Here is a 21,667-nt window from a genome sequence, read left to right on the forward strand (position 1 = left end):
GCCAAGGTGGGTACCGCCAAAGCGGATACTGCCAGCGCTGAAGCGCGCAGCGCCGCCAGGTCGCAATGGGAGCAGGACCATAAAGGCAAAACCGCCACCCAGGCGGATATCCACGACCAGCGGTTCGCCACTGCCCACGCAGCCCGCTGGCCGGGGCGTCAGCTGCGGCAAGGGAGAATATATTGCGTCGCACATTGCCTTGACCCATGACAAAGCAACTGCTGGGTAAGACTCTTTATAATCAGGCCCGTTTGTCTTTTCACTGGTATCAACGCATGGCGTATCAACTCAATCTGAACTGGCCGGAATTTCTGGAAAAATATTGGCAAAAGCACCCTGTCGTTTTAAAAAATGCCTTCGCAGACTTTATCGACCCTATTACCCCGGATGAACTGGCCGGTCTGGCAATGGAATCGGAGGTAGACAGCCGGCTGGTCAGCCATACCGATGGACAGTGGCAAGCCCGCTTCGGGCCATTTACCCATTTTGATAACCTGGGTGAAACCGGTTGGTCGTTGCTGGCCCAGGCGGTTAACCACTGGCATGCTCCGTCTGCTGAGCTGGTGCGCCCCTTTCGGATGCTGCCGGACTGGCGATTGGATGACCTGATGATCTCCTATTCGGTACCGGGCGGCGGCGTCGGACCCCATATCGACCAATATGATGTATTTATTATCCAGGGGATGGGCCGTCGCCGCTGGCGCGTTGGCGATAACGTGCCGCTGCAGCAATTTTGCCCGCATCCGGCGCTGCTGCACGTCGAGCCATTTACCCCGATCATTGATACCGAGCTTGAACCGGGCGATATTCTGTATATTCCGCCTGGCTTTCCGCACGATGGGTTGACCTACGAAAGCGCACTGAATTACTCGGTCGGATTCCGCGGGCCTAACGGACGGGATTTGCTCAGCAGCTTTGCCGATTATGCGCTGGAACATGATCTGGGTGGCGAGCATTACAGCGATCCTGATTTAACCTGTCGCGAGCATCCGGGCCGGGTTGAAGAACATGAACTTAATCGACTGCGCGAAATGATGATCGCGACCATTAACCAACCGGATGATTTTTTACAGTGGTTCGGCCGCTTTGCCACCACACCGCGCCATGAACTGGATATTGCCCCGGCTGAACCGGCCTATCAGCATGATGAAATAGCTGATGCCCTGATAGGGGGCAGCAACTTGACACGCGCCGCCGGGCTCAAGGTGCTCTCCATCAGCGACACCTGCTTTGTCAATAGTGAACTGCTGGAAATCGTTGACCCCAAAGCCGCCGATGCCCTGTGCCGTTACACTGTTATCGGCAAAAATGAGCTTGGTGAGGCGTTGCACCATCCGGCTTTTATCGCTCAATTAACCCGGCTGGTGAACCAGGGCTATTGGTACTTCGACGAATAGCGTTAATCAAGGATCATTAATCCCTGCTTTGGTCAGCGTAAAAAAGCCCCAACTCAGTGTGTGCACTGCTGGGGCTGATAGCATTTTTATGATAACTCCCGCTGGATAGCGCTTCACTGCCATTAAACCCGGCTTTGGCCAACCTGGTTTATGCTTTATGATGCAGTTCAATCAAAGCAACCGACTTTGCCACTCCCTGCGTTGGGCGACATAATCGCCTCTGGACCGGTTTTAAGGACAATCGATGAAAGATAAATATGGCGCATCCCAGATAGCGCTGCACTGGCTGACTGCGTTATTACTGGTGGTGGCATACAGTGCCATCGAACTCAGGGGATTCGCTCAGCGGGGATCATGGCAGGGCTATGCCCTGATAATCGCTCATTTCAGTGCCGGGGCATCGGTACTGGTGGTGATGCTGCTGCGTCTATATCTGCGTATCCGGTCGACGATACCCGCCATAACGCCATCATTGCCACGCTGGCAAACGGGGTTATCCCATCTGGTCCATAGCGCCATCTATGTGTTGTTTATCTGCCTGCCTCTTCTTGGCATGTTATCACGCTATCTGCTAGGCAGAGATTGGTGGCTGTTTGGCCTCACCATGCCGGTCGCCGACAGGCCGGATCCCGCCCTGGCAAAAATGCTGACGGAATGGCATGTCACCCTGGCGCCATTGGGATATTGGCTGGTCGGATTGCATGCGCTGGCGGCTCTGCTCCACCACTATCTGCTCAAAGACAATACGCTGATACGTATGATGCCTTCCCGCCGCATACGCTAGGTTATGCATCGCATAGTTTGCTTGCCGAGTCATCGTGTCGTGCCGGCGAACGAATATTGATGAAACTCTATCCGTGGTAAGAAATTTCTACCCTGATCCGGCTGAGGAATGGCTTCATATTAACCTGGCCGATCCCGACTGAAGCCTTCTGGGTCGATTCATCCGCAAGCCATCAGGCTCGTCCTGATAATCTGTTAAAGCAGAAACAAGCATTCTCACTATTGAAAAAAACTATGCCTGTAACCGCTGTTTAAGCTTGCCACGGCTCTGATAAACTACAACACTAGCCCTAGCTCCGTTCACTAAGGAAAACTGCGGCGGAACATGGTCAATGTCAACATCGTAAATCACCGGCACAGAGAGACAGCTCAATGAGCCTTGCAACGCATCCAGGTCGTTAAGCTGCTCAGGCTTTGCCTCGATGGGAGCCGCGCTTCTGCCGACGAGAACACCAGAAATGTTGTCGAGCCAGCTGTGCATCCGTAAACTGTACAACGCCCGGGTTCATTCACACGGGTTCATTTCTGAATTCTCAATTCCACTGCGTTTTTTCAGTGAGATTGAAGGGGACTTTAGGATCGATTCGCTCGTCGTTGCCTTTTATCTGATCCAGCGCGCGTGCGCTATGCCCGCCCGCGCTGCTGAGTTTACCTGGCTTTTTTGGTGTCCAGCGCCGTGGACCATAACTGATGCTTGCAGCGAGGGCAGGGCGATGACTGAGCCGGCTCACTCTTTTCAATCTGTTCGACGGCACCGCAATGGTTGCAAGCATAAAGACCGGCAGCCGGGATAAACTCGACTGTTTGACGGTGTTCAGGCGGCAACACCGATAAACCTGGACGCATCTCGTCATCGGCATAACAGAACGTGCTGAGCTGACCGTCCACTTCAACCAGCGCCAGTCTGACCTGACCAAGATGTTCAATGCCCGCCTGACGCAGTTCCATCAGAAATTCATTTTCAGAAATATTCAGGGTATCGATATTTTCCACCACATAGCGGCCATCCTGAATCAATGTTATCACCTGGCCCTCGATAAGACGGGCAAACTTGGGCGATCGCGACATTGACCAGGTAGTGATGCGATATAGCACCAGCAGAACGACAAACACCATTGCCACTGGGAGTACCGGCACATCTTCATAAAAGGTGACGTCTCCCGACGCGGATCCCAGCGTAAGGATAATGACGATTTCAAACAGGGATAGCTGCTTGATCCCCCGTCTGCCTGACACCTTCAAAAAAGCAAAAACAATGATATAGGCAAATACAACCCTAACCGCCACCTCACCCAGAAATACCACTGAAAGGTCATTGAGCAAAAAACGCTGCCAGTCAAAATCAGCCATAAAAAACGTCATCCCTATCAATAAAAAATTTCATTATTAACTGGCCGCTGGTGTGGCGGCCTCACTCAGATTCACCCGGTTTCGGGTAAGAGATTAAAAACATTATGAACGTAAATTAATTATCTGCAGCAGGTTTAATCTGGGCTTGGATGATAATTGTGATCATCCGCGACGCTGGCGCTGGCGCTGACGCTGACGCTGACGCTGACGCTGACGCTGACGCTGACGCTGGCGCTGACGCTGGCGCTGACGCCGATGCCAATCCCAATCCCAATCCCTGGATCGTAGGGCATCAAACGAAGCGAACGGCTTTTTTTGATATTTAATTGCCAATAAGGTTCACTGTTCGGAGCCGGTAGATGCAGCATGCCAATGCTTTGCACTTTGCACTTTGCACTTTGCACTTTGCACTTTGCACTCAGCACTCAGCACTCAGCACTCTGCACCCAGTACTCTGCATCAAGACATCCAAGGGGATTCACATCATGCTCACCGAGGACACAACGCAATGAAAGATCTGCCCCCTAGCGCCGCACTGCGTGCCTTTGAGGTCGCGACCCGGCACGCCACTTTTACTTCTGCCTCTGAAGAGCTGCATATCACTCAAAGCGCCGTGAGTCATCAACTCAGGCATCTGGAGGACCTTTGGGGTTTGCAATTATTCCGCCGGGGCAAGTCGTTAAGCCTGACGCCAGCAGGAGCAAGGCTAGCACCGATTGTGCGTGAGTTTTTACTCACTCTGGAAGACACTCTTGGCGACTTGAGAGAGCAGCAGGGTAAAGTGCGAATCAGCGTCAGTACCACCTATTCATTTGCGCTTAAATGGCTGCTGCCAAGATTGCCGAATTTAGCCAGAGAATATCCAGAAATTGGGCTTACGCTTGAAACTACTGATAAAAACATCAATTTCACCGATACGGAGTCTGATGTTGCGATCCGTTTTGGCAATGGGCATTTTCCAGGCTTGTATTCGGAGTATTTGTTCAGAGAACAGATTTTTCCGGTGGCCAGTCCCGCCTTGCTTAATCGTCTAGGCTCACCACGCCAGCCTGCTGACTTAGCAAAATATCCGTTGCTTACACGTGATGGCGCCGATGTGGTACCTAAATGGCCGCAGTGGTTCCAGCTCGTTGGTATAGATATTGGGGCGTTAAAAGAAAACGTAAGATTCGCAGATACCAATATGACTATCGAGGCGGCTCTTATGGGCCAAGGAATCACCCTGGCGCGAAGTGGGCATGTCGAAAAAGAACTCCGCGATGGCAGTCTGATCAGGCTGTTTAACGTGGCATTTTCATCACCGGCCGCCTATTATTTCGTCTGTCCGAAAGGCATTGAATCTCAGGCGCATATCCTTAGCTTTCGCCAATGGCTGTTAAATGAAGCCATGCAGTCCGAGCAAAGCTACCCGTAATGTGATCGTTAAACCAGACGAGGGTGCCATGTCAACTATCGAGACTGCCCAATGCCATTGCGGCGCGGTGGTGTTTAAGATAAAGCTTATCGATGGATTTAACACCGTCCGTCGCTGTGATTGCTCTTTTTGCCGCATGCGCGGGGCGGTGGTCGTGTCAGCAGCTGAAATCGAGGTCACCAAGGGCAGGGCGCAGCTTACTGAATATCGCTTTAATACCGCTACTGCCGCCCATTATTTTTGCTCGGTATGCGGCATCTACACATTCCATCAGCGTCGTTCCAATCCAGCACAATATGGCGTAAATGTGTCTTGTATCGCCGGCGTATCGCCCTTTGACTTTACGCCGGTCGGCGTAATGGACGGAATTAATCATCCTAATGACAGCGGAAAGAATCGGGTAGCAGGTTACCTTTCATACCTGCCGAGTGCATCCGCGGACTAAGCCCAGCGCCAGGGCCGGGTTCAGTCCGTGGCCGACATCAGGAGAGCGTCGCGCCGGCCACCAGGAACAGGCAGATTGCCACTGCCTGTATCGCCAGCAGCGGCAGGACCCATAGCAGGTAGCGCGGGTAGCTTACCTTTGCCAGCGCCAGCCCGCTCATCACAATCGCTGAGGTCGGCGAGATCATGGCAATAGTGCCGACCGAACACTGAAATGCCGTCACCACCATCTCGCGTCCGACGCCGGCGAAATCGGCGATCGGCGCCAGTACCGGCATGGCCAGCGTAGCCAGCCCTGATGAGCTGGGCACCAGAAATGACAGTGGCATGATAATCAGATACATCATGATGGTGAACAGGCCGGATGACGCGCCACTGACTACGCCTTCCATTGAATGGAGTACGGTGTCCGTGACTTGAGCATTATGCATGATGACGGTAATGCCGCGCGCCAGAACGATAACCAGGGCGGCGCCCATGAAATCAGCAATACCGGCCAGCATAGCGTTATAAAGATCATTGCCGCGCATCCCGCCCAGCAGACCGGTCACCATCGACATGATAAGAAACAGCGCTGTCAGTTCAGGAAAATACCAGTCCAGCTGCCATGACCAGGACGGCGCCGCTGGACCGACGATCACCTGCGCCCAGGGGACAATGGCAAAAATCATAAAGATGAAGGTCCCGGCGAACGCGGCCATTACCGCTTTTTGCGGGCCGGTCATCGGCTGAGGCAATTGCAGCTGCGCCTTGGCCAGATCGCGATCTTCGGCGGTAAAGCCCACCACCGAGTGGTCAGCGTTGCGCTTTACGCGGCGGGAATACATCACCACGTAGGCAATCGACAGGGCGGTCAGTACTATAAACATGATAAACCGTAGCCCAATCCCGCTGCCAAGCGGGACACCGGCGCCGGCGGAGGCCGCACCCGTCATGAACGGGTTAACCGTCGAGTTCATGTTTCCGACCACCGATCCGACCAGAATTACGCCTACCGCCGTCATGCGATCAAAACCCAGCCCCAGCAGCAGCGGCACCAGTAGCGCATAAAAACCCAGTGTTTCTTCACCCATGCCGTAGGTCGAGCCGCCGATGGCGATAAGCAGCATTACCATCACAATCAGCACACCGCCACGCTGCCGGAACCGCTGGGCGACGTGTCCGAGGCAGGCGTCTATGGCACCGGTCTTGGTGGTGGTGACGATAAAAGCGCCTAATGACAGGACATAAAAGAACACGCCAATGGCACCAAATACGCTGCCGCTTTCATAGGGACCGACATGACCTTCGGCATTTTCAATACCATAAAGGCCGTTTACCGGTGCCAAAAACAGTTCCAAAATATGTTTATCCGCTGGCAGCGGGTGGTCTGTGACGTGAAAACTCCCGGCTACCGGGCGGCCGTCCTGCAACGTATAATGACCTGCCGGAATGATCCAGGTCAGCAGCCAAACCAATACGGTAATGACGATAAGAACGGTATACGCGCTGGGAAAGCGCCATTGTTTACTGGCCGTCTGACCGGCATCGCTTTCATATTCAGACATCATTCACCTCTGGGCAGTAAAGAAGGATTGCTGGCCGGCGTGACCTGTCGCGCCAGCGCCAGCGCGCCGCTAACCGGTTCACCCTGCAACAGGGAAAGCGTGAGCGTGGCGTCTTGCTGGCGCAGCGCGCTGGCCAGTTGTTCGAACAGCAATGGCTGGTGGCTGATAACGCCGCCGGCAGCGATTACCTGCTCAAAATGAGCATTGCGCTGGCGCAGCCGTAAAATCATCGCCGTCAGCGATGCCACTGCTGAGTCGATAACCTGGCGGGCCAGGGGGGATCCTTCACGCAGGCAGTCGAAAATAAGCGAGGCGTGACGGCTCCAGTCACTGGCCGGCAGGCGTAACAACTGTGAAGGCAAGTCCAGCAGATGCGTAACCCGAAAGGCTTTGACCAGCGCCTGGGTCAGCAGATCGTCCGCATGCCCGCGGTCCCAGTCCAGCAGCACTTCGCCGATGGCGGCGCGGACCAGCCCGCTGGCGCCGCCTTCATCGCCAACCACCCAGCCCCAGCCGCCGGTCTGTAGCCACCCGCCGTCGGCGGTGCGGGCCACCGCCACCGCGCCGGTGCCGGCTATCAGCCCCGCGGCATGATGACCGGGCGCGCAAAGGGCGACCAACGCGGCGTCATTGACCACCTGGAAAACTGAACCTGGCATCCGCTGGGCCATCAAGGCGGTCATGGCGGCGCATTCTTCAGGCGTATCGCAGCCGTGCGCCCCAATACCGATGGCAACCGGCGGGGAGGTCAGTTTTGCCAGGCTGCAGGCAAGCGTAATCAGCTCCGCCATACGAACCGCCTTGCGGTCATAAGTTTCGCCACTCCAGGGGCCGGTGGGCCATTGCTGGTCCAGCAGCAGATCGCCGCTCTGGTCTTCAATCCGCACCTGGATTTTGCTGCCGCCGACATCCATGCCTAACCAACTGGCGGTCATGGTTTGTCTCCGATAATCTTGGTGTCCAGTCGCTCGACAATACCGGCATTGATATCGCGGCCCAGCAGGACACCCAGCTGGATAGTCAGCAGTTCCATGGCCAGCAGTTCCAGTACCAGACGTTGAGAAGGCGGCAACGCAGGCAGCGTCAGCGTCTCGACCCCGGGCAGCGTTTGTGGAGTATCAGTGATTAACAACACCGGCACGTCAAACGCCGCCATCTGTCTGGCCAGCAGCACTTCACGTTCACCGCCGATCAGTACATGGGCGGTGTTACCCACGGCATCGGTCATCCCATGCAGATAATGCCGGGTGCCCATGCCCATCGCGGCGGCTTTAGGCCCTTCGCGCAATAGCAACGCGCCTTGCTCGGCAGCGCTGAGGCTGCTGGCACCACCAACGATATCGATGCAGCCCACCTGGTTTAGCGAGGAGACAAAGCGAGCTATTACCGCATCCGCCTTGGGACGCAGCGTGGCCAGCAGTTCAGCTAATTGCCGCCAGCCCGCCAGATTATCGCGGCCGATAAGCGCATCGGTAAGCAGACCCAGGCTGACGCTGGTAGCGATTAACGCCACCGATGACATGCTGGAATCGATAAGCGTACCCAGCCACAGGGTATTGCCGCTGGCTTTCTCCAGCGGTGATTGCGCCTGGTTGACCAACGCCAGCCGACGTTCTTTAGGCAATTGCTCTAACACACGTACCACTTCCGGACTACGTCCGCTCTGGGAGACGCCGAAATACCAGTCCGCCAACGGCGGAGTCGCGTCGGGCATATCATCGCCATTTGATCGTAACGCCCGGATGCCGGCCGCTCGGAGTTCATACACCGGTGAAGCGAGCAGCGCATAAGAAGCACCGATGCCGGCGAACAGGACTGTGCCGAGGCGCATGGCATCAAGATCCAGCGTGTTTAGCCATTCCAGCGTCCGCTCACAGGTGCCTGCCAGGGCGTTACCCTGCTCTAAAACGCCTTGGGCGAAAGGGATCAGGATTTCATTTTCAGTCATGAGGGGCGGTTCTCTTGGTGAAACATCTTTTTCATGCAAAAACTTTACATAATAGGATAAGAGCAAGGTATTTTTATTTAAGTGAAGACTTTTCAACGGGTTATGGATCACTGTCACGTTTGCAGTGAGTTAGATCACAAAGGAAATATTGTTCCCCCACTGATTACTTGACCAAAAATATGATATTGATGCGTTTACATGACCGACTGATCATTAAATTGACCGGATAAAGCGATACTCACTGCGGCTGAGTTGCCATTAATAAGAAAGCACGATGGTCAGCGAGCTTCGCATCAGAGTGGCTTACGCCAGGGCTTGAGGGATGACAAAGGCAAATTTATGGCACAACACCAATGGGGCGAGCTGGTTTTTTCGGTCAATCATGATGCGGCGGTTATCAGTCGGGCACTGCAAAGAGGCCGGTTACAGCGACTGGCGCGCGGTATTTACAGTGGTAATATTCACACGCCAAGCGATATATTGACCAGGCGCTATTTATGGGACATCGTCGGCCATTTTTTTCCGGGCGGCGTCGTTACCGGACCGGCATCACTGCTGGCCGATCCGACAGATTGTTCAACGGTGTATGTTATCCATACCCGCAGACGGCCGCTGTCATTAGCGAGCCACAGCATCGTGCCGGTTGCCGGCGTAGGACCGCAACCTGACGATATACCGCTGAACGAGCAATTGTGGCTGGGGTCGCCGGCGCGCACGCTGCTGTGGTTTTTCAACCAGCCGAGCAGGCTGCGCGATCTGGCCAGGTTGCATGTCTGGTGGCAAGCTAACGTTTCAACCAGCCAAGCGCTGCTTGAGGGACTCCCGTCGCGGGCAACCGCATTAAATATGGAACAACCGCTCAACCAGGCGCTGGCCTTCCTCAGCCAGACGCGTTCGCAGACATCACCCATTGACGCCGGCAAACCTGGCTTAGCGGCACTGAGTGAGCGTAGTCGGCTGATATTGACGTCAATAATTACCCATGGCAGCGGCACGCAATCTGAGATGATGACCCGGCTGGGAATGAGTAAAAGCACCGTGTCATCCGGCCTGCAGGAATTACAGCGCCAGCAGCTTATCAGCACCGCTATGGAAAAAGGCCGTGTTAATCAGCTTTACCTGTTGGCCAAAGAGTCGGGCTGGGTACTGGGTGCCGATATCGGTAATACCCAAGTGCAATTGATTGCTCGCAGCCTTGACGGCGGACAGCTGGCGCTGAGGCAGTTAACTCATGCTGCCTCTGCTCAATTGGTGAAATCCGCCGCCGATGCCATTGCCTCTTTACGCCAAGAACTCTCTTCATTCGGGCCGCTGCTGGCGATGACCGTCGCGTTATCAAAGCCGGTTCGTCCGGATATTCAGCTTTATGGCCGTGAAGGTCCATCGCAGGCCGGTATGACGCCCGATGCAATAATGGCGCGCCTTTCGCTGCCCGATAATACCCAGACTGTTGTTGAGAATAATGTTAACTGCGCCGTGGTAGCGGAAGTGCGCCAGGGTATAGCTAAAGGGCTTAAGGATGTGGTGTTCCTGCAGGTAGGTGAACGTATCGGCAGCGGCATCATCAGCGGCGGCAGCCTGATTCACGGTGCGCGCGGCGGGGCCGGGGAAATTGCGGATATGCCGTTTCCCTGGAGTGGTACTGAGTCGCCGAGAGAATTATCGCTGGAACGGCATCTGGCAAAGCAGGGTTTTATCGAGCGGCTAAATGCCCGCCGTTCCTCCGACGAACCGGTGGTCCGATCGTTGGAAGCCCTGCTGGCGCGCGCGGCGGACGGCGAACCGATGGCGATGCAGGCGATAGAACGCCATGGCGAACAGATTGGCTTTCTGGCGCTGGGCCTGGTGGCGATACTGGACCCGGCAATGATCGTATTGGGCGGCAGCGTGGGGTCGCACTGGATGATCGTGTCGGCGGTACGCAAGACGGTGGCCGCCATTTCGCCCTATACGGTGGTTGCCGCGACGCAGTTCGGCCATCAGGCGACAGTCGAAGGTGCGGTGCAGCTGGCGCTGGAAGCGGCGCAGATCAAATTGTTGGGGCGGGCAGTTGGCGATGGGCGCTTGCTCTAAGGTATGCCATTATTTATCCGGACAGATGACGAAAAATCGACTTGCTGATCCAGAGTGATAACCTGGACTTGCGAAGTTCCTACCGGCTGATTGCTTAAAACCGGATATAAGGTTGGTAACAATAGGAGTGTTCATGTCGACTGTTCGCAAGACATTATTGAGCGTAATATTCAGATAAAGTCGATATTACTGCAGCAAGTGGTCAAAATATATTCTTCGGTGATAGTGAATTGTTATGGCACTATTTGTATTTTGTAAGCTTGAGTTGTCTGATAATGTCGAATTAAGTAAATTTTCTGCAGAAGTGCATTTTTGTTTTTAACATACTAATAATTAATCACCGGAAGCAATTATAATGGAAGCAAGAAGGGTTAGACAGCGTTGTCTGCCTTTCGCGTTGAGCATTCTGATGTCTGCAACATTTTCAGTTCATGCTGAAAATGCGGCTGAGTCTGCGGCTCTTATTGCGAAAGGCAAATATCTGGCCATTGCTGCGGACTGTGGAGCCTGTCATACCGCACCAAATCAGGGTAGAGAAATGTCAGGCGGCTATATTATCTCCTCACCATTAGGTAATATTGTCGCCAGCAACATCACGCCATCAAAAACCGCTGGTATTGGCGATTATACCGAACAAGATTTTGTCAAGGCGGTTCGGTCAGGCATCAATAAACAGGGGCAACATCTCTATCCGGCAATGCCTTACACCTCATACGCAAAAATTTCTGATGCGGACATGCATGCGCTGTATGTTTATTTTATGCAGGGTGTGAAAGCCGACGATAATGTACCACCGCAAACCGATTTACCGTTCCCATTCAATATTCGTTCAAGTATGTTCTTCTGGAATATGCTGTTTGCCGATGATAAACCGTTTATTCCCGCAGAAGCCAAATCGGCGCTGGTGAATCGCGGTGATTATCTGGTGAACGCGCTGGCGCACTGCGATACCTGCCATACGCCACGTAATGCACTGATGGGGCAAAACAACGATCAAGCGCTCAGCGGCGGCAGTCTGGGTAGCTGGTATGCACCCAATATCACGCCAGATCCACAGGCCGGCATCGGCAACTGGAGTGATAAAGATATCGCGCAGTATCTTAAAACCGGTCACGTGGCGGGCAAGGCGCAGGCTGCAGGGCCAATGGCGGAAGCCGTCGAGCACAGTCTGCAGCATCTATCCGACGATGATATCAATGCGATAGTCGCCTATCTGCGGCAAATCCCGGCCGTTAGCCATAACACCAGCGCGCCGCGTGACCTGCTTGGCAAGCCTGCGACCGATGAAGCGGCGCTGCGTGCGGTTAAACAGCCTGATGCTGGCTGGCAGGTATATGCCAGTTCCTGTGCCAACTGCCATCAACCGGATGGTGCGGGGAATACTTTCTATCCTTCGCTGTACCACAACACCGCTACTGGCGCTGCACAGGCCGATAACCTGATCGCCACCATTGTTTATGGCGTGCATCGTCAGGTAAATGGCAAAGATGTCGACATGCCTGGCTTTGGACCGGAGGGGTTATTTACCGATCGACTGACCGATCAGCAAATCGCCGATGTCAGCAACTATGTGCTGAAAAACTTTGGCAATGCTCAGCTTAACGTGACGCCAGAACAGGTGAAAACCGTGCGCGAAGGCGGCCAGCGTCCCTTGATCGCACGTCTGGCGCAGCCAGCAGTATGGGGCACTGCCGCGGTCATCGTCGTTATTTTACTGGTGCTGCTGATTTCATATTCACGCAGGGGGAAAAAGCATGGCGCATAACCTATCCCGACGTCGCTTACTTCAGGGCATGGGCATTTTGTCACTCGGCGCGATATGTAACGCGATTTTTCCGGCGCAAGGCATCGCTGCTGAACAGATGGCGAACAACGGCTTTCTGGACGTTTCACAGTTCCTGGTCAGTCGCCCGGCAGGCCCGATTTTAGGTCAGCGCTATTTCGAGGCGTTGACTCGTCATGATGCCCAGTTCGGGCAAAAGCTCAGCAGCCTGCAGGCAGTATTGAAGCAGCATAATTTTGCTCATGTCGATGATTTCCTTGCCGCGTTCGGTGCAGATAACGCTGACTGGCAGACGGCAAAACGCATCATTTCGGCGTGGTATACCGGTGTTGTCGGCGACGGCAGCGATCTGGAGTTGATTGCTTATGCGGGCGCGATGATGTACCTGCCCACTAAAGATATTCTGGTTGTCCCCACCTATGGCGGCGGTCCGTTCTATTGGACAGTGATGAAAGATGGCAAAGTGGCAACCACAGGAGAAGGCGCATGAGTACACCAAAAGTCGATGCCGATGTCATCATTATTGGCTCGGGCGTGATGGGCGGTTTGATTGCTTGTCAGATGGCAAAGGCTGGAAAATCCGTAATCATTCTTGAGGCGGGACCGCGGGTATCCCGTCAGGAAATCGTTGAACGGTTCCGCAATTCGCCGTTCAAGATGTCGTTAACCAATATTAAACTGCAGGGCGTTGGTTCGCCTTATCCCAATCCTCCGCATATTCCGTCCACCTACGGCGATTATTTGCAGCAGGTAGGCCCGGTAAAATACCCCACCAAATATCTGCGTGTGGTGGGCGGCACAACATGGCACTTTGGTTCAGCGCTGTGGCGCATGATCCCCAATGACTTCAAACTCAACAGCCTGTATGGCCGTGGACGCGATTGGCCATTTGGTTACGATGAATTGGAATCGTGGTATGGCAAAGCCGAGCATGAGCTGGGTGTTTCTGGCGTCGATGGTCAAGACGAAAGTGGACAGGGCGGCAACGCCTGGCCGCCGCGCTCTACGCCATTCCCGATGCCAGGACTGCCAACCAGCTACCTTTTTGATCGTTTAACCACAATGCTGGGTCGAGGTGGCTACAACCCGGTGTTGGAGCCGAATGGTCGCGCCACCAAGCCGTGGGGCAAGCGCCCGATGTGTGGCGGTAATAACAATTGCAATCCCGTTTGTCCTATCGCTGCAAAATATGATGGCTCAATGCACATTGATGAGGCGGAACGGCTGGGGGCCAGGCTGCTTGATAATGCGGTGGTATATCATATCGAGGCGGCAGATGACGGAAGAATCACCGGCATTTGGTATAAAAAGCCGGACGGTTCCGAGCATCATTTAACCGCCAATTACTTTGTGCTGGCGGCATACGGTATTGAATCGCCCAAGTTACTGCTGATGTCTACGTCGGAGAAGTATCCTAACGGTATCGCCAACTCTTCCGGAGAGGTTGGGCGCAATCTGATGGGCCATACCGGCATTAGCATGAACGTCATGATGTCCGAAGATGTGTGGCCAGGTCAGGGTCCGACCGAGCTGCTGGTATATCTCAATAATCGTGATGGCGCATTTCGCAAGGATTTTCCCAGCTATAAGATCAAAGTGCGTAACACGGTGCCAACCGCTGACTATGCCGCGTCGCTCATTGAGAAAGGCGTACTGGGCTCAAAACTTGATGCTGAAATCCGCCGCCAGTCGGCGCGTTCGCTGAACTTTGCTATCGATTTTGAAACCTTGCCGCTCGCGGAAAACCGCGTTACGCCTAGTAAGACCAAAAAAGATGCGTTAGGTATTCCGTTGCCGGAGATCTACTACAGCGTAACGGATTATTGGCACGCCGGAAAGGAAGAAGGCATTAAGGATTTTCACAAATTTGCAGAACTGCTTAATGCGGAAATAATGTCTATCGACACCAAGTTTCAGGATCGTCAGCATATCATGGGCACCACCATTATGGGCGATGATCCGCACAATTCGGTGGTGGATAGCCATTGCCGTACGCATGATCATCCCAATATGTGGATAGCGGGCACCAGCGTGATGCCATCGGCTTCTTGTATGAATCCGACCTTAACCGGCGCCGCGTTGAGCTTGCGGCTGGCCGATCATATGTTGCAGACGATGTCGGCGAGTTAACAGCGCCAGTAACAGAAAATGGCGCTATCATCGCGCCGTTTTTTTTGGCGCTAAGGGTAACGGTAAGAGTCATCCATCCTGAAGACTATCATTAGACGTTGAACAGGAAGTTCATGATATCGCCGTCTTTAACGATATAGTCTTTCCCTTCAGAGCGCATCTTGCCGGCTTCTTTAGCGCCTTGCTCTCCTTTATAGCTAATAAAGTCATCAAAAGCGATGGTCTGGGCACGGATAAAACCTTTCTCGAAATCGGTATGGATTTTACCGGCCGCCTGGGGGGCGGTAGCGCCAACCGGGATGGTCCAGGCGCGGACTTCCTTAACGCCGGCGGTAAAGTAAGTTTGCAGGTTCAACAGCTCATAGCCGGCGCGGATGACGCGGTTAAGTCCCGGTTCTTCCAGGCCCAGTTCGGCCATGAATTCAACCCGGTCTGCTTCTTCCAGCTCGGCAATGTCGGATTCCACCGCTGCACAGACCGCGACTACCACTGAGCCTTCGGCAGCAGCGATTTCGCGCACTTTATCCAGGTAAGGGTTATTCTCATAACCGTCTTCGTTAACGTTGGCGATGTACATGGTCGGCTTGAGTGTCAGGAAGCTCAGATAGCGGATGGCGGCCTTTTCTTCATCGGATAGATCCAGCGTGCGCAGCATTCCGGCTTCGGCCAGGTGCGGCAGGCATTTTTCCAGCGCGGCATGCTCGATTTTGGCGTCTTTATCGCCGCCTTTGGCGCGTTTCTGTACCCGGAACAGCGCGCGTTCGCAGGCTTCCAGGTCGGAAAGGGCCAGTTCGGTATTGATAACGTCGATATCTTCAGCAGGGTCAACTTTGCCGGCGACGTGAATGATATTGTCATTCTCAAAGCAGCGTACCACATGACCGATAGCTTCGGTTTCACGGATATTGGTCAGGAACTGGTTGCCCAGGCCTTCGCCTTTGGATGCCCCTTTTACCAGCCCGGCGATATCAACGAACTCCATGGTGGTCGGCACAATGCGCTGGGGTTTGACGATCGCGGCCAGCTGGTCCATGCGCGGATCCGGCATAGGCACAACGCCGGTATTCGGCTCGATAGTACAGAACGGGAAGTTGGCCGCTTCGATGCCCGCTTTGGTCAGCGCATTGAACAGCGTGGACTTGCCCACGTTGGGAAGGCCCACAATACCGCATTTGAAACCCATGGTTAGTTCACCTTAAATAGCTTAATCATCTAAAGGCGCATTATACACATAAACCCGCGATAACTCGATTGTCCTGCATCCGGCATCTGGGCCGGGTAAATTGGCAACCTGAATCATCGCGGTGGTGCTGGCAGGCCTGGCGGCCCAATACAGCCTGGGTTATGTCTTATGGGCGACGTTCTTGGCGGATATCTCCGGCAGCTTGCCGCTCCCTGTCTGGCCAGAGCGACCTACACAGTCGCGGCAAAAGATAACTGACACCAGGTCTGGACGCTGCTCGGGCATAACGCCGGTCAGGCGGCTTTGAACGCATGCAGCCGATTCATCGCTTTGACGGCGTCCTGCTTTATCAGGATATCGGTGCAACTGACCGCTTCAGCTATGGCCTGATCAATCAGCGCCTGTTCACTGGCCGGTGGTTTTCCCAGTACAAAACCGACCACCTTTTCCCGGCTTCCCGGATGGCCGATACCAATACGCAGGCGATAGAAATTCGGGTTGTTGCCCAACCGGCTGATAATGTCTTTCAGCCCGTTATGGCCGCCATGCCCACCGCCGAGCTTCAGCCGGGCATTGCCAGGCAGGATATCCAGTTCATCGTGCGCCACCAGGATTTCTTCCGGCAGAACGCGATAAAAACCGGCCATGGCAGCCACTGCTTTACCGCTAAGATTCATAAAGGTACTGGGCACCAGCAGCCGTACGTCTTCGCCACCGATAGACAGACGGGCGGTATGACCAAAAAATTTACCCTCTTCTTTTAACGTCTGCCGATAGTTATCAGCCAATAAATCGGTATACCACGCGCCAGCGTTATGGCGCGTTGCTGCATATTCCGCACCCGGATTGGCCAGGCCAACAATCAATTTAATGCTCACTGCCACGCATTCCATTAAAGATAGATGGGCACCAGTTTACTCTGTAGCGCATATCGCAATCAAACATTAGCCATTTGTGTGATCATTTAATAACTCTGTGACTGGTGGCACATGGTGCTGATAGGCATTTGGCTATACTTTCAGCAGGTCAGCATCTGCTCGTAGTGACCGATGACATCATCAACAGGATTGGAGGTGAACAATGAAACGTAAATCCGCTACGCTTTTAGGTAATGGCTTGATGGGAGCAGGGATGATTATGATGATTGCTGGCATTGCTTGTTCAGTGCTTAATCAGCTTCCGCAGTTTCATTTTACCACTATCGTCGCCCATGGCGCGATAATGGGGATATTTATCGGCGCATTGCTTTGGCTGACCGGGGCCAGGATCGGTGGGCATCAGCAAATCAGCGATCGCTACTGGTGGCATCGTCATTATGACGAAAGGTGCCGCCGTCATAGCTCTAACGGACGCTGAACTTTTGCGTGGGTCTGCTGGTAATGACCGCCAATGGCACTCTCATTGAGCAACGGGGTCTGATTCTCCGTTCATCAAACGGTCGAGCACTGCGCCACCCGTTTTAAAGTGACTTATTGCAGCAGGCGGCAGCTGACCGGCCGCCTTGACGGCCGCGCCAGTGCAGTTTACCGCTTAATGCTCGAACATTGCCGAGATAGACTCTTCATTGCTGATGCGGCGAATGGCCTCAGCCAGCATGCCCGATAGCGTCAGGGTGCGAACGTTATGCAACGCCTTGATTTTCGGATCCAGCGGTATGGTATCGCAAACGATCACTTCATCAATCACCGAATGCTTGATGTTCTCATAGGCATTGCCGGAGAAGATCGGGTGAGTGGCATAGGCGAACACGCGCTTGGCGCCACGCTCTTTCAATGCTTCAGCCGCTTTGCACAGTGTCCCGCCGGTATCAATCATATCGTCAACCAGCACGCAGTCGCGACCGGCGACGTCGCCGATGATATGCATCACCTGCGACACGTTGGCGCGCGGGCGGCGTTTGTCGATGATCGCCATGTCGGTGTCATTCAGCAGCTTGGCGATGGCACGGGCGCGAACGACGCCGCCAATGTCCGGCGAAACCACGATCGGATTCTCCAGATCCTGCTGCAGCATGTCTTCAAGCAGAATAGGGCTGCCGAACACGTTATCAACCGGAACGTCAAAGAAACCCTGAATCTGTTCGGCGTGCAGGTCTACCGTAAGCACCCGGTCAACCCCGACGCTTGACAGGAAGTCTGCGACTACCTTGGCGGTAATCGGCACGCGGGCAGAGCGGACGCGGCGATCCTGGCGAGCGTAACCGAAGTAGGGGATAACGGCAGTAATACGCCCGGCGGATGCCCGGCGCAACGCATCGACCATGACGACCAGTTCCATCAAGTTGTCGTTAGTCGGTGCACAGGTGGACTGGATGATGAATATATCACCACCGCGTACATTTTCATTGATTTGCACGCTGACTTCGCCGTCGCTGAAACGACCTACAGCGGCGTTACCAAGACTGGTGTATAAACGGTTGGCAATACGTTGTGCTAGTTCCGGGGTGGCGTTACCAGCAAAAAGCTTCATATCAGGCACGAGAAGAACCTCAGGCTTGCGTCCAGAGAAGGTATTGCATCTGACTGGCACCCAGGGGGCGCGAGTACCGGACAGGGCAATTCCATACGGGTAATTTCACATCTTACTGCTTGCCGGCTGCCTGACCTAAGGCAGCCGACAGAATAGCTTATTACACCCCGGACAACATTCGATGCAGCGGTGACACATTGACGCCATGTGCAACAAATCCATGCATCCAGGCCGGGGTTTGCTCAAGAACGTGACGGGCTTCGGCTTCGGTATCGAATTCAGCAAATACACAAGCGCCGGTGCCGGTCAGTCGCGACGGCGCGTATTCTAACAGCCATGAAAGATGCTGTTCAACCTCGTAAAACCTATTTCTTGCAATAGACTCACAATCATTATGAAAAGGAAGGGCCATTAGCTGGTCGAGAGTACGCACCGGGGAGTCTCGTTTCAGTGCCGGCGAACCGAATATAGCCGGGGTGGAAACGCTCACCGACGGCACCGTCACCAGATACCATTTTTCCGGCGGGCTGGCAGGCGTCAGCCGCTCGCCAATCCCTTCGGCAAATGCCGCCCGGCCGCGGATAAACACCGGTAAATCAGCCCCGAGACTGACCCCCAGATCAGCAAGCTGGTCTTCATCCAGACCACATTGCCATAAATGGTTAAGCGCTACCAGCGTTGTCGCTGCGTCTGATGAGCCGCCGCCGAGTCCGCCGCCCATCGGCAGTTTTTTATCAAGCCAGATATCGACGCCGGGCAGCGATCGATTATTTCTCTTTACCTTAGGCTGGCGCTGCAGTAAACGTGCCGCCTTGACGATGAGGTTTTCCTCATCGTCAACGCCAGCCAGGGCAGTTAGCAGGCAGATTTTGCCGTCATTGCGGGGAGCAAAGCTCAGGCTGTCGCCATAGTCCAGGAACTGGAACAGCGTCTGAAGATGATGATATCCGTCGTCGCGACGCCCGGTAATATATAAGAATAAATTAAGTTTTGCCGGCGCCGGCCACTGTCGAATCATTACAGAATCCAGTTATCCATCTTCAATTTGATACGCTGTCCACCCTGACGCAGTTCCATATTGGCAGGCAGCGCCGGTTTGAGATCGCTGTGATAGCCCTGGTAGGTGACGGTCCATTGTTGGCCATCCTGGCGGTAATTTACCTGTTTAAGGTAACCTTTGTCATCCAGAGTGAAATCGGTAGCATCGCCCGGTAATCCCAGCATCCACTGGCGCAGGTTAGTCAGCGGAATCGACATACCGGTCAGTTTTTCTATCATTTCCTGTGGATCATCGCTGATGTACTTTTTACCCTGGTTATTGGTTATCTGTGCTGCGCCAGGCTGCACATTCAGATCCATTTCAGTGCTGCCGAGCGGATTGGTCAGCAGCAGCCTATAACGTTCAGCGGTAGTCTGCTGCCAATTGAAGCGGGCATACACCTTTTGCTTATCAGACAGATAAGCGAATGATCCACGGGTCTGGTAACGACTGATGGTGGAGACCGACTGCTGATGCTGACGCCATTCCGGCGAAGTCTGGCTTTTGGCGGGGCCAGAGGGCGTATTGACGGTACAGGCGGCCAACATCAGGCTGGCTACCGGTAACAGGCGAAGAAAGGAATGGGGGCGTGTCGGCATAGGGAACAGCTTCCTTATTTTAACTGAAAGTACATAGCATAGCATTGCGCTGTGACCAAAGTGAGGATAATCAAATGGAGCACTGGCATTTAACCCCACAAAGTTTATACCCCTTTATAGGGCAGTAAAGTGCGGTGCGACTTTTCTTGACTGCCCTCATCAAGTAGAATGCGCCCAGACGATAACCATACTAAGACTTGTATTATTCACACAGCCGTAATCCATGACACTGCTTGCATTAGGTATCAATCACAAAACCGCGCCGGTATCGCTGCGTGAACGGGTAACATTTTCCCCCGACACGCTGGATAAGGCCCTCACCAGCCTGCTTTCGCAACCCGAAGTGCTGGGCGGTGTCGTGCTGTCTACCTGTAACCGCACCGAGCTGTACCTGAGCGTTGGCCAGCAGGCGGATTTTCAGGAAGCGCTGGTGCGTTGGCTGTGTGATTATCATCAGCTGCAGCCTGATGAGGTGCGTAAAAGCCTCTACTGGCATCTGGATAACGATGCCGTCAGTCATCTTATGCGGGTCGCCAGCGGCCTGGACTCACTGATATTGGGCGAGCCGCAGATCCTCGGCCAGGTGAAAAAAGCGTTTGCCGAATCGCTGCGCGGACAGTCGGTTTCCGGCGACCTGGAACGCCTGTTTCAGAAATCATTCTCAGTGGCAAAACGGGTGCGCACCGAAACTGAAATCGGTTCTCATGCGGTATCGGTGGCCTTTGCCGCCTGTACATTGGCCAGGCAGATTTTTGAATCGCTGGCCGGCGTAACCGTTTTGCTGGTTGGCGCCGGGGAAACCATCGAGTTGGTCGCCCGTCATCTGCGTGAGCATCAGGTCAAACAGCTGATTATCGCCAATCGGACCCGCGAGCGAGCCCAATCGCTGGCTGATGAGGTCGGTGCCAGAGTTATCAGCCTGGACGATATCGACCAGGAACTCGGGCAAGCGGATATCATCATAAGCTCTACCGCCAGCAGTCGTCCGATCATCACTCGGGGCATGGTGGAGCGCGCCTTGAAGCAGCGCCGCAACAAGCCGATGCTGATGGTGGATATTGCCGTGCCGCGTGATATCGAAGAGCAGGTCGGCAAACTGCCGGATACCTATCTCTATACGGTGGACGACCTGCAGGCCATTATCGACAAAAACCTTGCTCAGCGTAAGGCGGCGGCGGTGCAGGCCGAGGATATCGTCCTGCAGGAAAGCCAGGACTTCATGGCCTGGCTGCGTGCCCAGGCGGCGGTCGAAACCATTCGTGACTACCGTGCCCAGGCAGATGAACTGCGCCTTGAGCTGGAAACCCGTGCCATTACCGCGCTCAAGCAGGGCGCTGACCCCGAAGCGGTGATCCATGAACTGGCGCATCGCTTAACCCATCGTCTGATTCATGCCCCCACCAAGTCCCTGCAACATGCTGCCCGTGACGGTGACACCGACCGGCTGCAGATTCTGCGGAACAGCCTGGGCTTGGACTAGCCGCTAACCTTATAATCCTACAAGGTAA

Annotated in this window: 22 protein-coding genes; 11 read left to right on the forward strand and 11 right to left on the reverse strand. The window is 54.3% G+C overall.

Features of this window, described 5'->3' with window-relative positions; genetic code table 11:
* The 3 genes from EDC52_RS19800 to cybB all read left to right on the forward strand — a co-directional run.
* A partial coding sequence (locus EDC52_RS19800; protein WP_165911631.1) for a hypothetical protein occupies window positions 1-210 on the forward strand: 210 nt, incomplete at its 5' end.
* Window positions 211-275: 65 nt separating this feature from the next.
* Window positions 276-1,397, forward strand: a complete 1,122-nt coding sequence (locus EDC52_RS00005) for a ribosomal protein uL16 3-hydroxylase (protein ID WP_131864047.1) — start codon at window positions 276-278, stop codon at window positions 1,395-1,397.
* Between the two features lie 244 nt (window positions 1,398-1,641).
* The gene (gene cybB / locus EDC52_RS00010; protein ID WP_131863229.1) at window positions 1,642-2,181 is read left to right on the forward strand and encodes a cytochrome b561; all 540 of its coding nucleotides are present in this window, start codon (window positions 1,642-1,644) and stop codon (window positions 2,179-2,181) included.
* 231 nt (window positions 2,182-2,412) lie between these two features.
* Here the strand turns inward: cybB and EDC52_RS00015 are convergent, their stop codons facing one another.
* From EDC52_RS00015 to EDC52_RS19805, 3 genes are all read right to left on the reverse strand, one after another.
* Window positions 2,413-2,676, reverse strand: coding sequence for a S66 peptidase family protein (locus EDC52_RS00015; RefSeq protein ID WP_268990297.1), 264 nt, complete (start codon window positions 2,674-2,676; stop codon window positions 2,413-2,415).
* A 152-nt stretch (window positions 2,677-2,828) separates the two neighbouring features.
* Window positions 2,829-3,530 carry a DUF421 domain-containing protein gene (locus EDC52_RS00020; protein ID WP_131863230.1) on the reverse strand — a complete coding sequence of 234 codons (702 nt, stop codon included), beginning with the start codon at window positions 3,528-3,530 and terminating at the stop codon, window positions 2,829-2,831.
* Between the two features lie 134 nt (window positions 3,531-3,664).
* Window positions 3,665-3,898, reverse strand: coding sequence for a hypothetical protein (locus EDC52_RS19805; protein ID WP_165911630.1), 234 nt, complete (start codon window positions 3,896-3,898; stop codon window positions 3,665-3,667).
* A gap of 140 nt (window positions 3,899-4,038) precedes the next feature.
* Between EDC52_RS19805 and gcvA the strand changes: the two genes are divergently transcribed.
* Window positions 4,039-4,944 carry a transcriptional regulator GcvA gene (gene gcvA / locus EDC52_RS00025; RefSeq protein ID WP_131863231.1) on the forward strand — a complete coding sequence of 302 codons (906 nt, stop codon included), beginning with the start codon at window positions 4,039-4,041 and terminating at the stop codon, window positions 4,942-4,944.
* Between the two features lie 28 nt (window positions 4,945-4,972).
* Window positions 4,973-5,389: a GFA family protein gene (locus EDC52_RS00030; RefSeq protein WP_131863232.1), complete on the forward strand. Its 417-nt coding sequence runs from the start codon at window positions 4,973-4,975 to the stop codon at window positions 5,387-5,389.
* 37 nt (window positions 5,390-5,426) lie between these two features.
* Here the strand turns inward: EDC52_RS00030 and EDC52_RS00035 are convergent, their stop codons facing one another.
* The 3 genes from EDC52_RS00035 to EDC52_RS00045 are packed head-to-tail and all read right to left on the reverse strand — an operon-like array spanning window position 5,427 to window position 8,883.
* The gene (locus EDC52_RS00035; protein ID WP_230467917.1) at window positions 5,427-6,938 is read right to left on the reverse strand and encodes a YfcC family protein; all 1,512 of its coding nucleotides are present in this window, start codon (window positions 6,936-6,938) and stop codon (window positions 5,427-5,429) included.
* On the reverse strand, window positions 6,935-7,870 hold the full coding sequence (locus tag EDC52_RS00040; protein ID WP_131863233.1) for an N-acetylglucosamine kinase: 936 nt from the start codon (window positions 7,868-7,870) through the stop codon (window positions 6,935-6,937). Before EDC52_RS00040 ends, EDC52_RS00035 begins: the two co-directional genes overlap by 4 nt.
* Complete coding sequence (locus EDC52_RS00045) at window positions 7,867-8,883, reverse strand: hypothetical protein (RefSeq protein ID WP_131863234.1); 1,017 nt, start codon at window positions 8,881-8,883, stop codon at window positions 7,867-7,869. Before EDC52_RS00045 ends, EDC52_RS00040 begins: the two co-directional genes overlap by 4 nt.
* Before the next feature lie 339 nt (window positions 8,884-9,222).
* On the opposite strand from EDC52_RS00045, the gene EDC52_RS00050 reads away from it, so the two are divergent.
* The 4 genes from EDC52_RS00050 to EDC52_RS00065 all read left to right on the forward strand — a co-directional run bounded on the left by EDC52_RS00050 (window position 9,223) and on the right by EDC52_RS00065 (window position 14,869).
* Window positions 9,223-10,956: an ROK family transcriptional regulator gene (locus EDC52_RS00050; protein ID WP_131863235.1), complete on the forward strand. Its 1,734-nt coding sequence runs from the start codon at window positions 9,223-9,225 to the stop codon at window positions 10,954-10,956.
* A 355-nt stretch (window positions 10,957-11,311) separates the two neighbouring features.
* Window positions 11,312-12,721: a c-type cytochrome gene (locus tag EDC52_RS00055; protein WP_131863236.1), complete on the forward strand. Its 1,410-nt coding sequence runs from the start codon at window positions 11,312-11,314 to the stop codon at window positions 12,719-12,721.
* Window positions 12,711-13,229, forward strand: coding sequence for a sugar dehydrogenase complex small subunit (locus EDC52_RS00060; protein ID WP_131863237.1), 519 nt, complete (start codon window positions 12,711-12,713; stop codon window positions 13,227-13,229). The genes EDC52_RS00055 and EDC52_RS00060 overlap by 11 nt, the downstream gene beginning before the upstream one ends.
* Complete coding sequence (locus EDC52_RS00065) at window positions 13,226-14,869, forward strand: GMC family oxidoreductase (protein WP_131864049.1); 1,644 nt, start codon at window positions 13,226-13,228, stop codon at window positions 14,867-14,869. The genes EDC52_RS00060 and EDC52_RS00065 overlap by 4 nt, the downstream gene beginning before the upstream one ends.
* Window positions 14,870-14,960: 91 nt before the next feature.
* Here EDC52_RS00065 and ychF read toward each other — a convergent pair whose 3' ends face one another.
* The gene (gene ychF, locus EDC52_RS00070) at window positions 14,961-16,052 is read right to left on the reverse strand and encodes a redox-regulated ATPase YchF (RefSeq protein WP_131863238.1); all 1,092 of its coding nucleotides are present in this window, start codon (window positions 16,050-16,052) and stop codon (window positions 14,961-14,963) included.
* Window positions 16,053-16,345: 293 nt separating this feature from the next.
* On the reverse strand, window positions 16,346-16,930 hold the full coding sequence (gene pth, locus EDC52_RS00075; protein WP_230467918.1) for an aminoacyl-tRNA hydrolase: 585 nt from the start codon (window positions 16,928-16,930) through the stop codon (window positions 16,346-16,348).
* A gap of 202 nt (window positions 16,931-17,132) precedes the next feature.
* On the opposite strand from pth, the gene ychH reads away from it, so the two are divergent.
* Window positions 17,133-17,408, forward strand: a complete 276-nt coding sequence (gene ychH / locus EDC52_RS00080) for a stress-induced protein YchH (RefSeq protein ID WP_131863240.1) — start codon at window positions 17,133-17,135, stop codon at window positions 17,406-17,408.
* Window positions 17,409-17,582: 174 nt separating this feature from the next.
* On the opposite strand, the gene prs is transcribed toward ychH, so the two are convergent.
* The 3 genes from prs to lolB all read right to left on the reverse strand — a co-directional run bounded on the left by prs (window position 17,583) and on the right by lolB (window position 20,159).
* Window positions 17,583-18,530 carry a ribose-phosphate diphosphokinase gene (gene prs / locus EDC52_RS00085; RefSeq protein ID WP_131863241.1) on the reverse strand — a complete coding sequence of 316 codons (948 nt, stop codon included), beginning with the start codon at window positions 18,528-18,530 and terminating at the stop codon, window positions 17,583-17,585.
* Between the two features lie 151 nt (window positions 18,531-18,681).
* Entirely contained in the window at window positions 18,682-19,539 is an 858-nt protein-coding gene (gene ispE / locus EDC52_RS00090; RefSeq protein ID WP_131863242.1) for a 4-(cytidine 5'-diphospho)-2-C-methyl-D-erythritol kinase, read from the reverse strand.
* Complete coding sequence (lolB, locus tag EDC52_RS00095) at window positions 19,539-20,159, reverse strand: lipoprotein insertase outer membrane protein LolB (RefSeq protein ID WP_131863243.1); 621 nt, start codon at window positions 20,157-20,159, stop codon at window positions 19,539-19,541. The genes ispE and lolB overlap by 1 nt, the downstream gene beginning before the upstream one ends.
* A 223-nt stretch (window positions 20,160-20,382) precedes the next feature.
* Here lolB and hemA point away from each other — a divergent pair, with 223 nt between their 5' ends.
* Window positions 20,383-21,639 (forward strand): glutamyl-tRNA reductase, encoded by a 1,257-nt coding sequence (gene hemA, locus EDC52_RS00100; RefSeq protein WP_131863244.1) that lies wholly within the window; start codon window positions 20,383-20,385, stop codon window positions 21,637-21,639.
* Window positions 21,640-21,667: the final 28 nt, after the last annotated feature.

It is taken from the genome of Biostraticola tofi (assembly GCF_004343195.1).
Taxonomy (GTDB): Bacteria; Pseudomonadota; Gammaproteobacteria; order Enterobacterales; family Enterobacteriaceae; genus Biostraticola; species Biostraticola tofi.

Excerpts from the sequence above, each read along its gene's own strand:
- EDC52_RS00005 (WP_131864047.1), top strand. The coding sequence starts at position 276 with ATGGCGTATCAACTCAATCTGAACTGGCCGGAATTTCTGGAAAAATAT.
- cybB (WP_131863229.1), top strand. The coding sequence starts at position 1,642 with ATGAAAGATAAATATGGCGCATCCCAGATAGCGCTGCACTGGCTGACT.
- EDC52_RS00020 (WP_131863230.1), bottom strand. The coding sequence starts at position 3,530 with ATGGCTGATTTTGACTGGCAGCGTTTTTTGCTCAATGACCTTTCAGTG.
- EDC52_RS19805 (WP_165911630.1), bottom strand. The coding sequence starts at position 3,898 with ATGCTGCATCTACCGGCTCCGAACAGTGAACCTTATTGGCAATTAAAT.
- gcvA (WP_131863231.1), top strand. The coding sequence starts at position 4,039 with ATGAAAGATCTGCCCCCTAGCGCCGCACTGCGTGCCTTTGAGGTCGCG.
- EDC52_RS00030 (WP_131863232.1), top strand. The coding sequence starts at position 4,973 with ATGTCAACTATCGAGACTGCCCAATGCCATTGCGGCGCGGTGGTGTTT.
- EDC52_RS00035 (WP_230467917.1), bottom strand. The coding sequence starts at position 6,938 with ATGATGTCTGAATATGAAAGCGATGCCGGTCAGACGGCCAGTAAACAA.
- EDC52_RS00040 (WP_131863233.1), bottom strand. The coding sequence starts at position 7,870 with ATGACCGCCAGTTGGTTAGGCATGGATGTCGGCGGCAGCAAAATCCAG.
- EDC52_RS00045 (WP_131863234.1), bottom strand. The coding sequence starts at position 8,883 with ATGACTGAAAATGAAATCCTGATCCCTTTCGCCCAAGGCGTTTTAGAG.
- EDC52_RS00050 (WP_131863235.1), top strand. The coding sequence starts at position 9,223 with ATGGCACAACACCAATGGGGCGAGCTGGTTTTTTCGGTCAATCATGAT.
- EDC52_RS00055 (WP_131863236.1), top strand. The coding sequence starts at position 11,312 with ATGGAAGCAAGAAGGGTTAGACAGCGTTGTCTGCCTTTCGCGTTGAGC.
- EDC52_RS00060 (WP_131863237.1), top strand. The coding sequence starts at position 12,711 with ATGGCGCATAACCTATCCCGACGTCGCTTACTTCAGGGCATGGGCATT.
- EDC52_RS00065 (WP_131864049.1), top strand. The coding sequence starts at position 13,226 with ATGAGTACACCAAAAGTCGATGCCGATGTCATCATTATTGGCTCGGGC.
- ychF (WP_131863238.1), bottom strand. The coding sequence starts at position 16,052 with ATGGGTTTCAAATGCGGTATTGTGGGCCTTCCCAACGTGGGCAAGTCC.
- ychH (WP_131863240.1), top strand. The coding sequence starts at position 17,133 with ATGAAACGTAAATCCGCTACGCTTTTAGGTAATGGCTTGATGGGAGCA.
- ispE (WP_131863242.1), bottom strand. The coding sequence starts at position 19,539 with ATGATTCGACAGTGGCCGGCGCCGGCAAAACTTAATTTATTCTTATAT.
- lolB (WP_131863243.1), bottom strand. The coding sequence starts at position 20,159 with ATGCCGACACGCCCCCATTCCTTTCTTCGCCTGTTACCGGTAGCCAGC.
- hemA (WP_131863244.1), top strand. The coding sequence starts at position 20,383 with ATGACACTGCTTGCATTAGGTATCAATCACAAAACCGCGCCGGTATCG.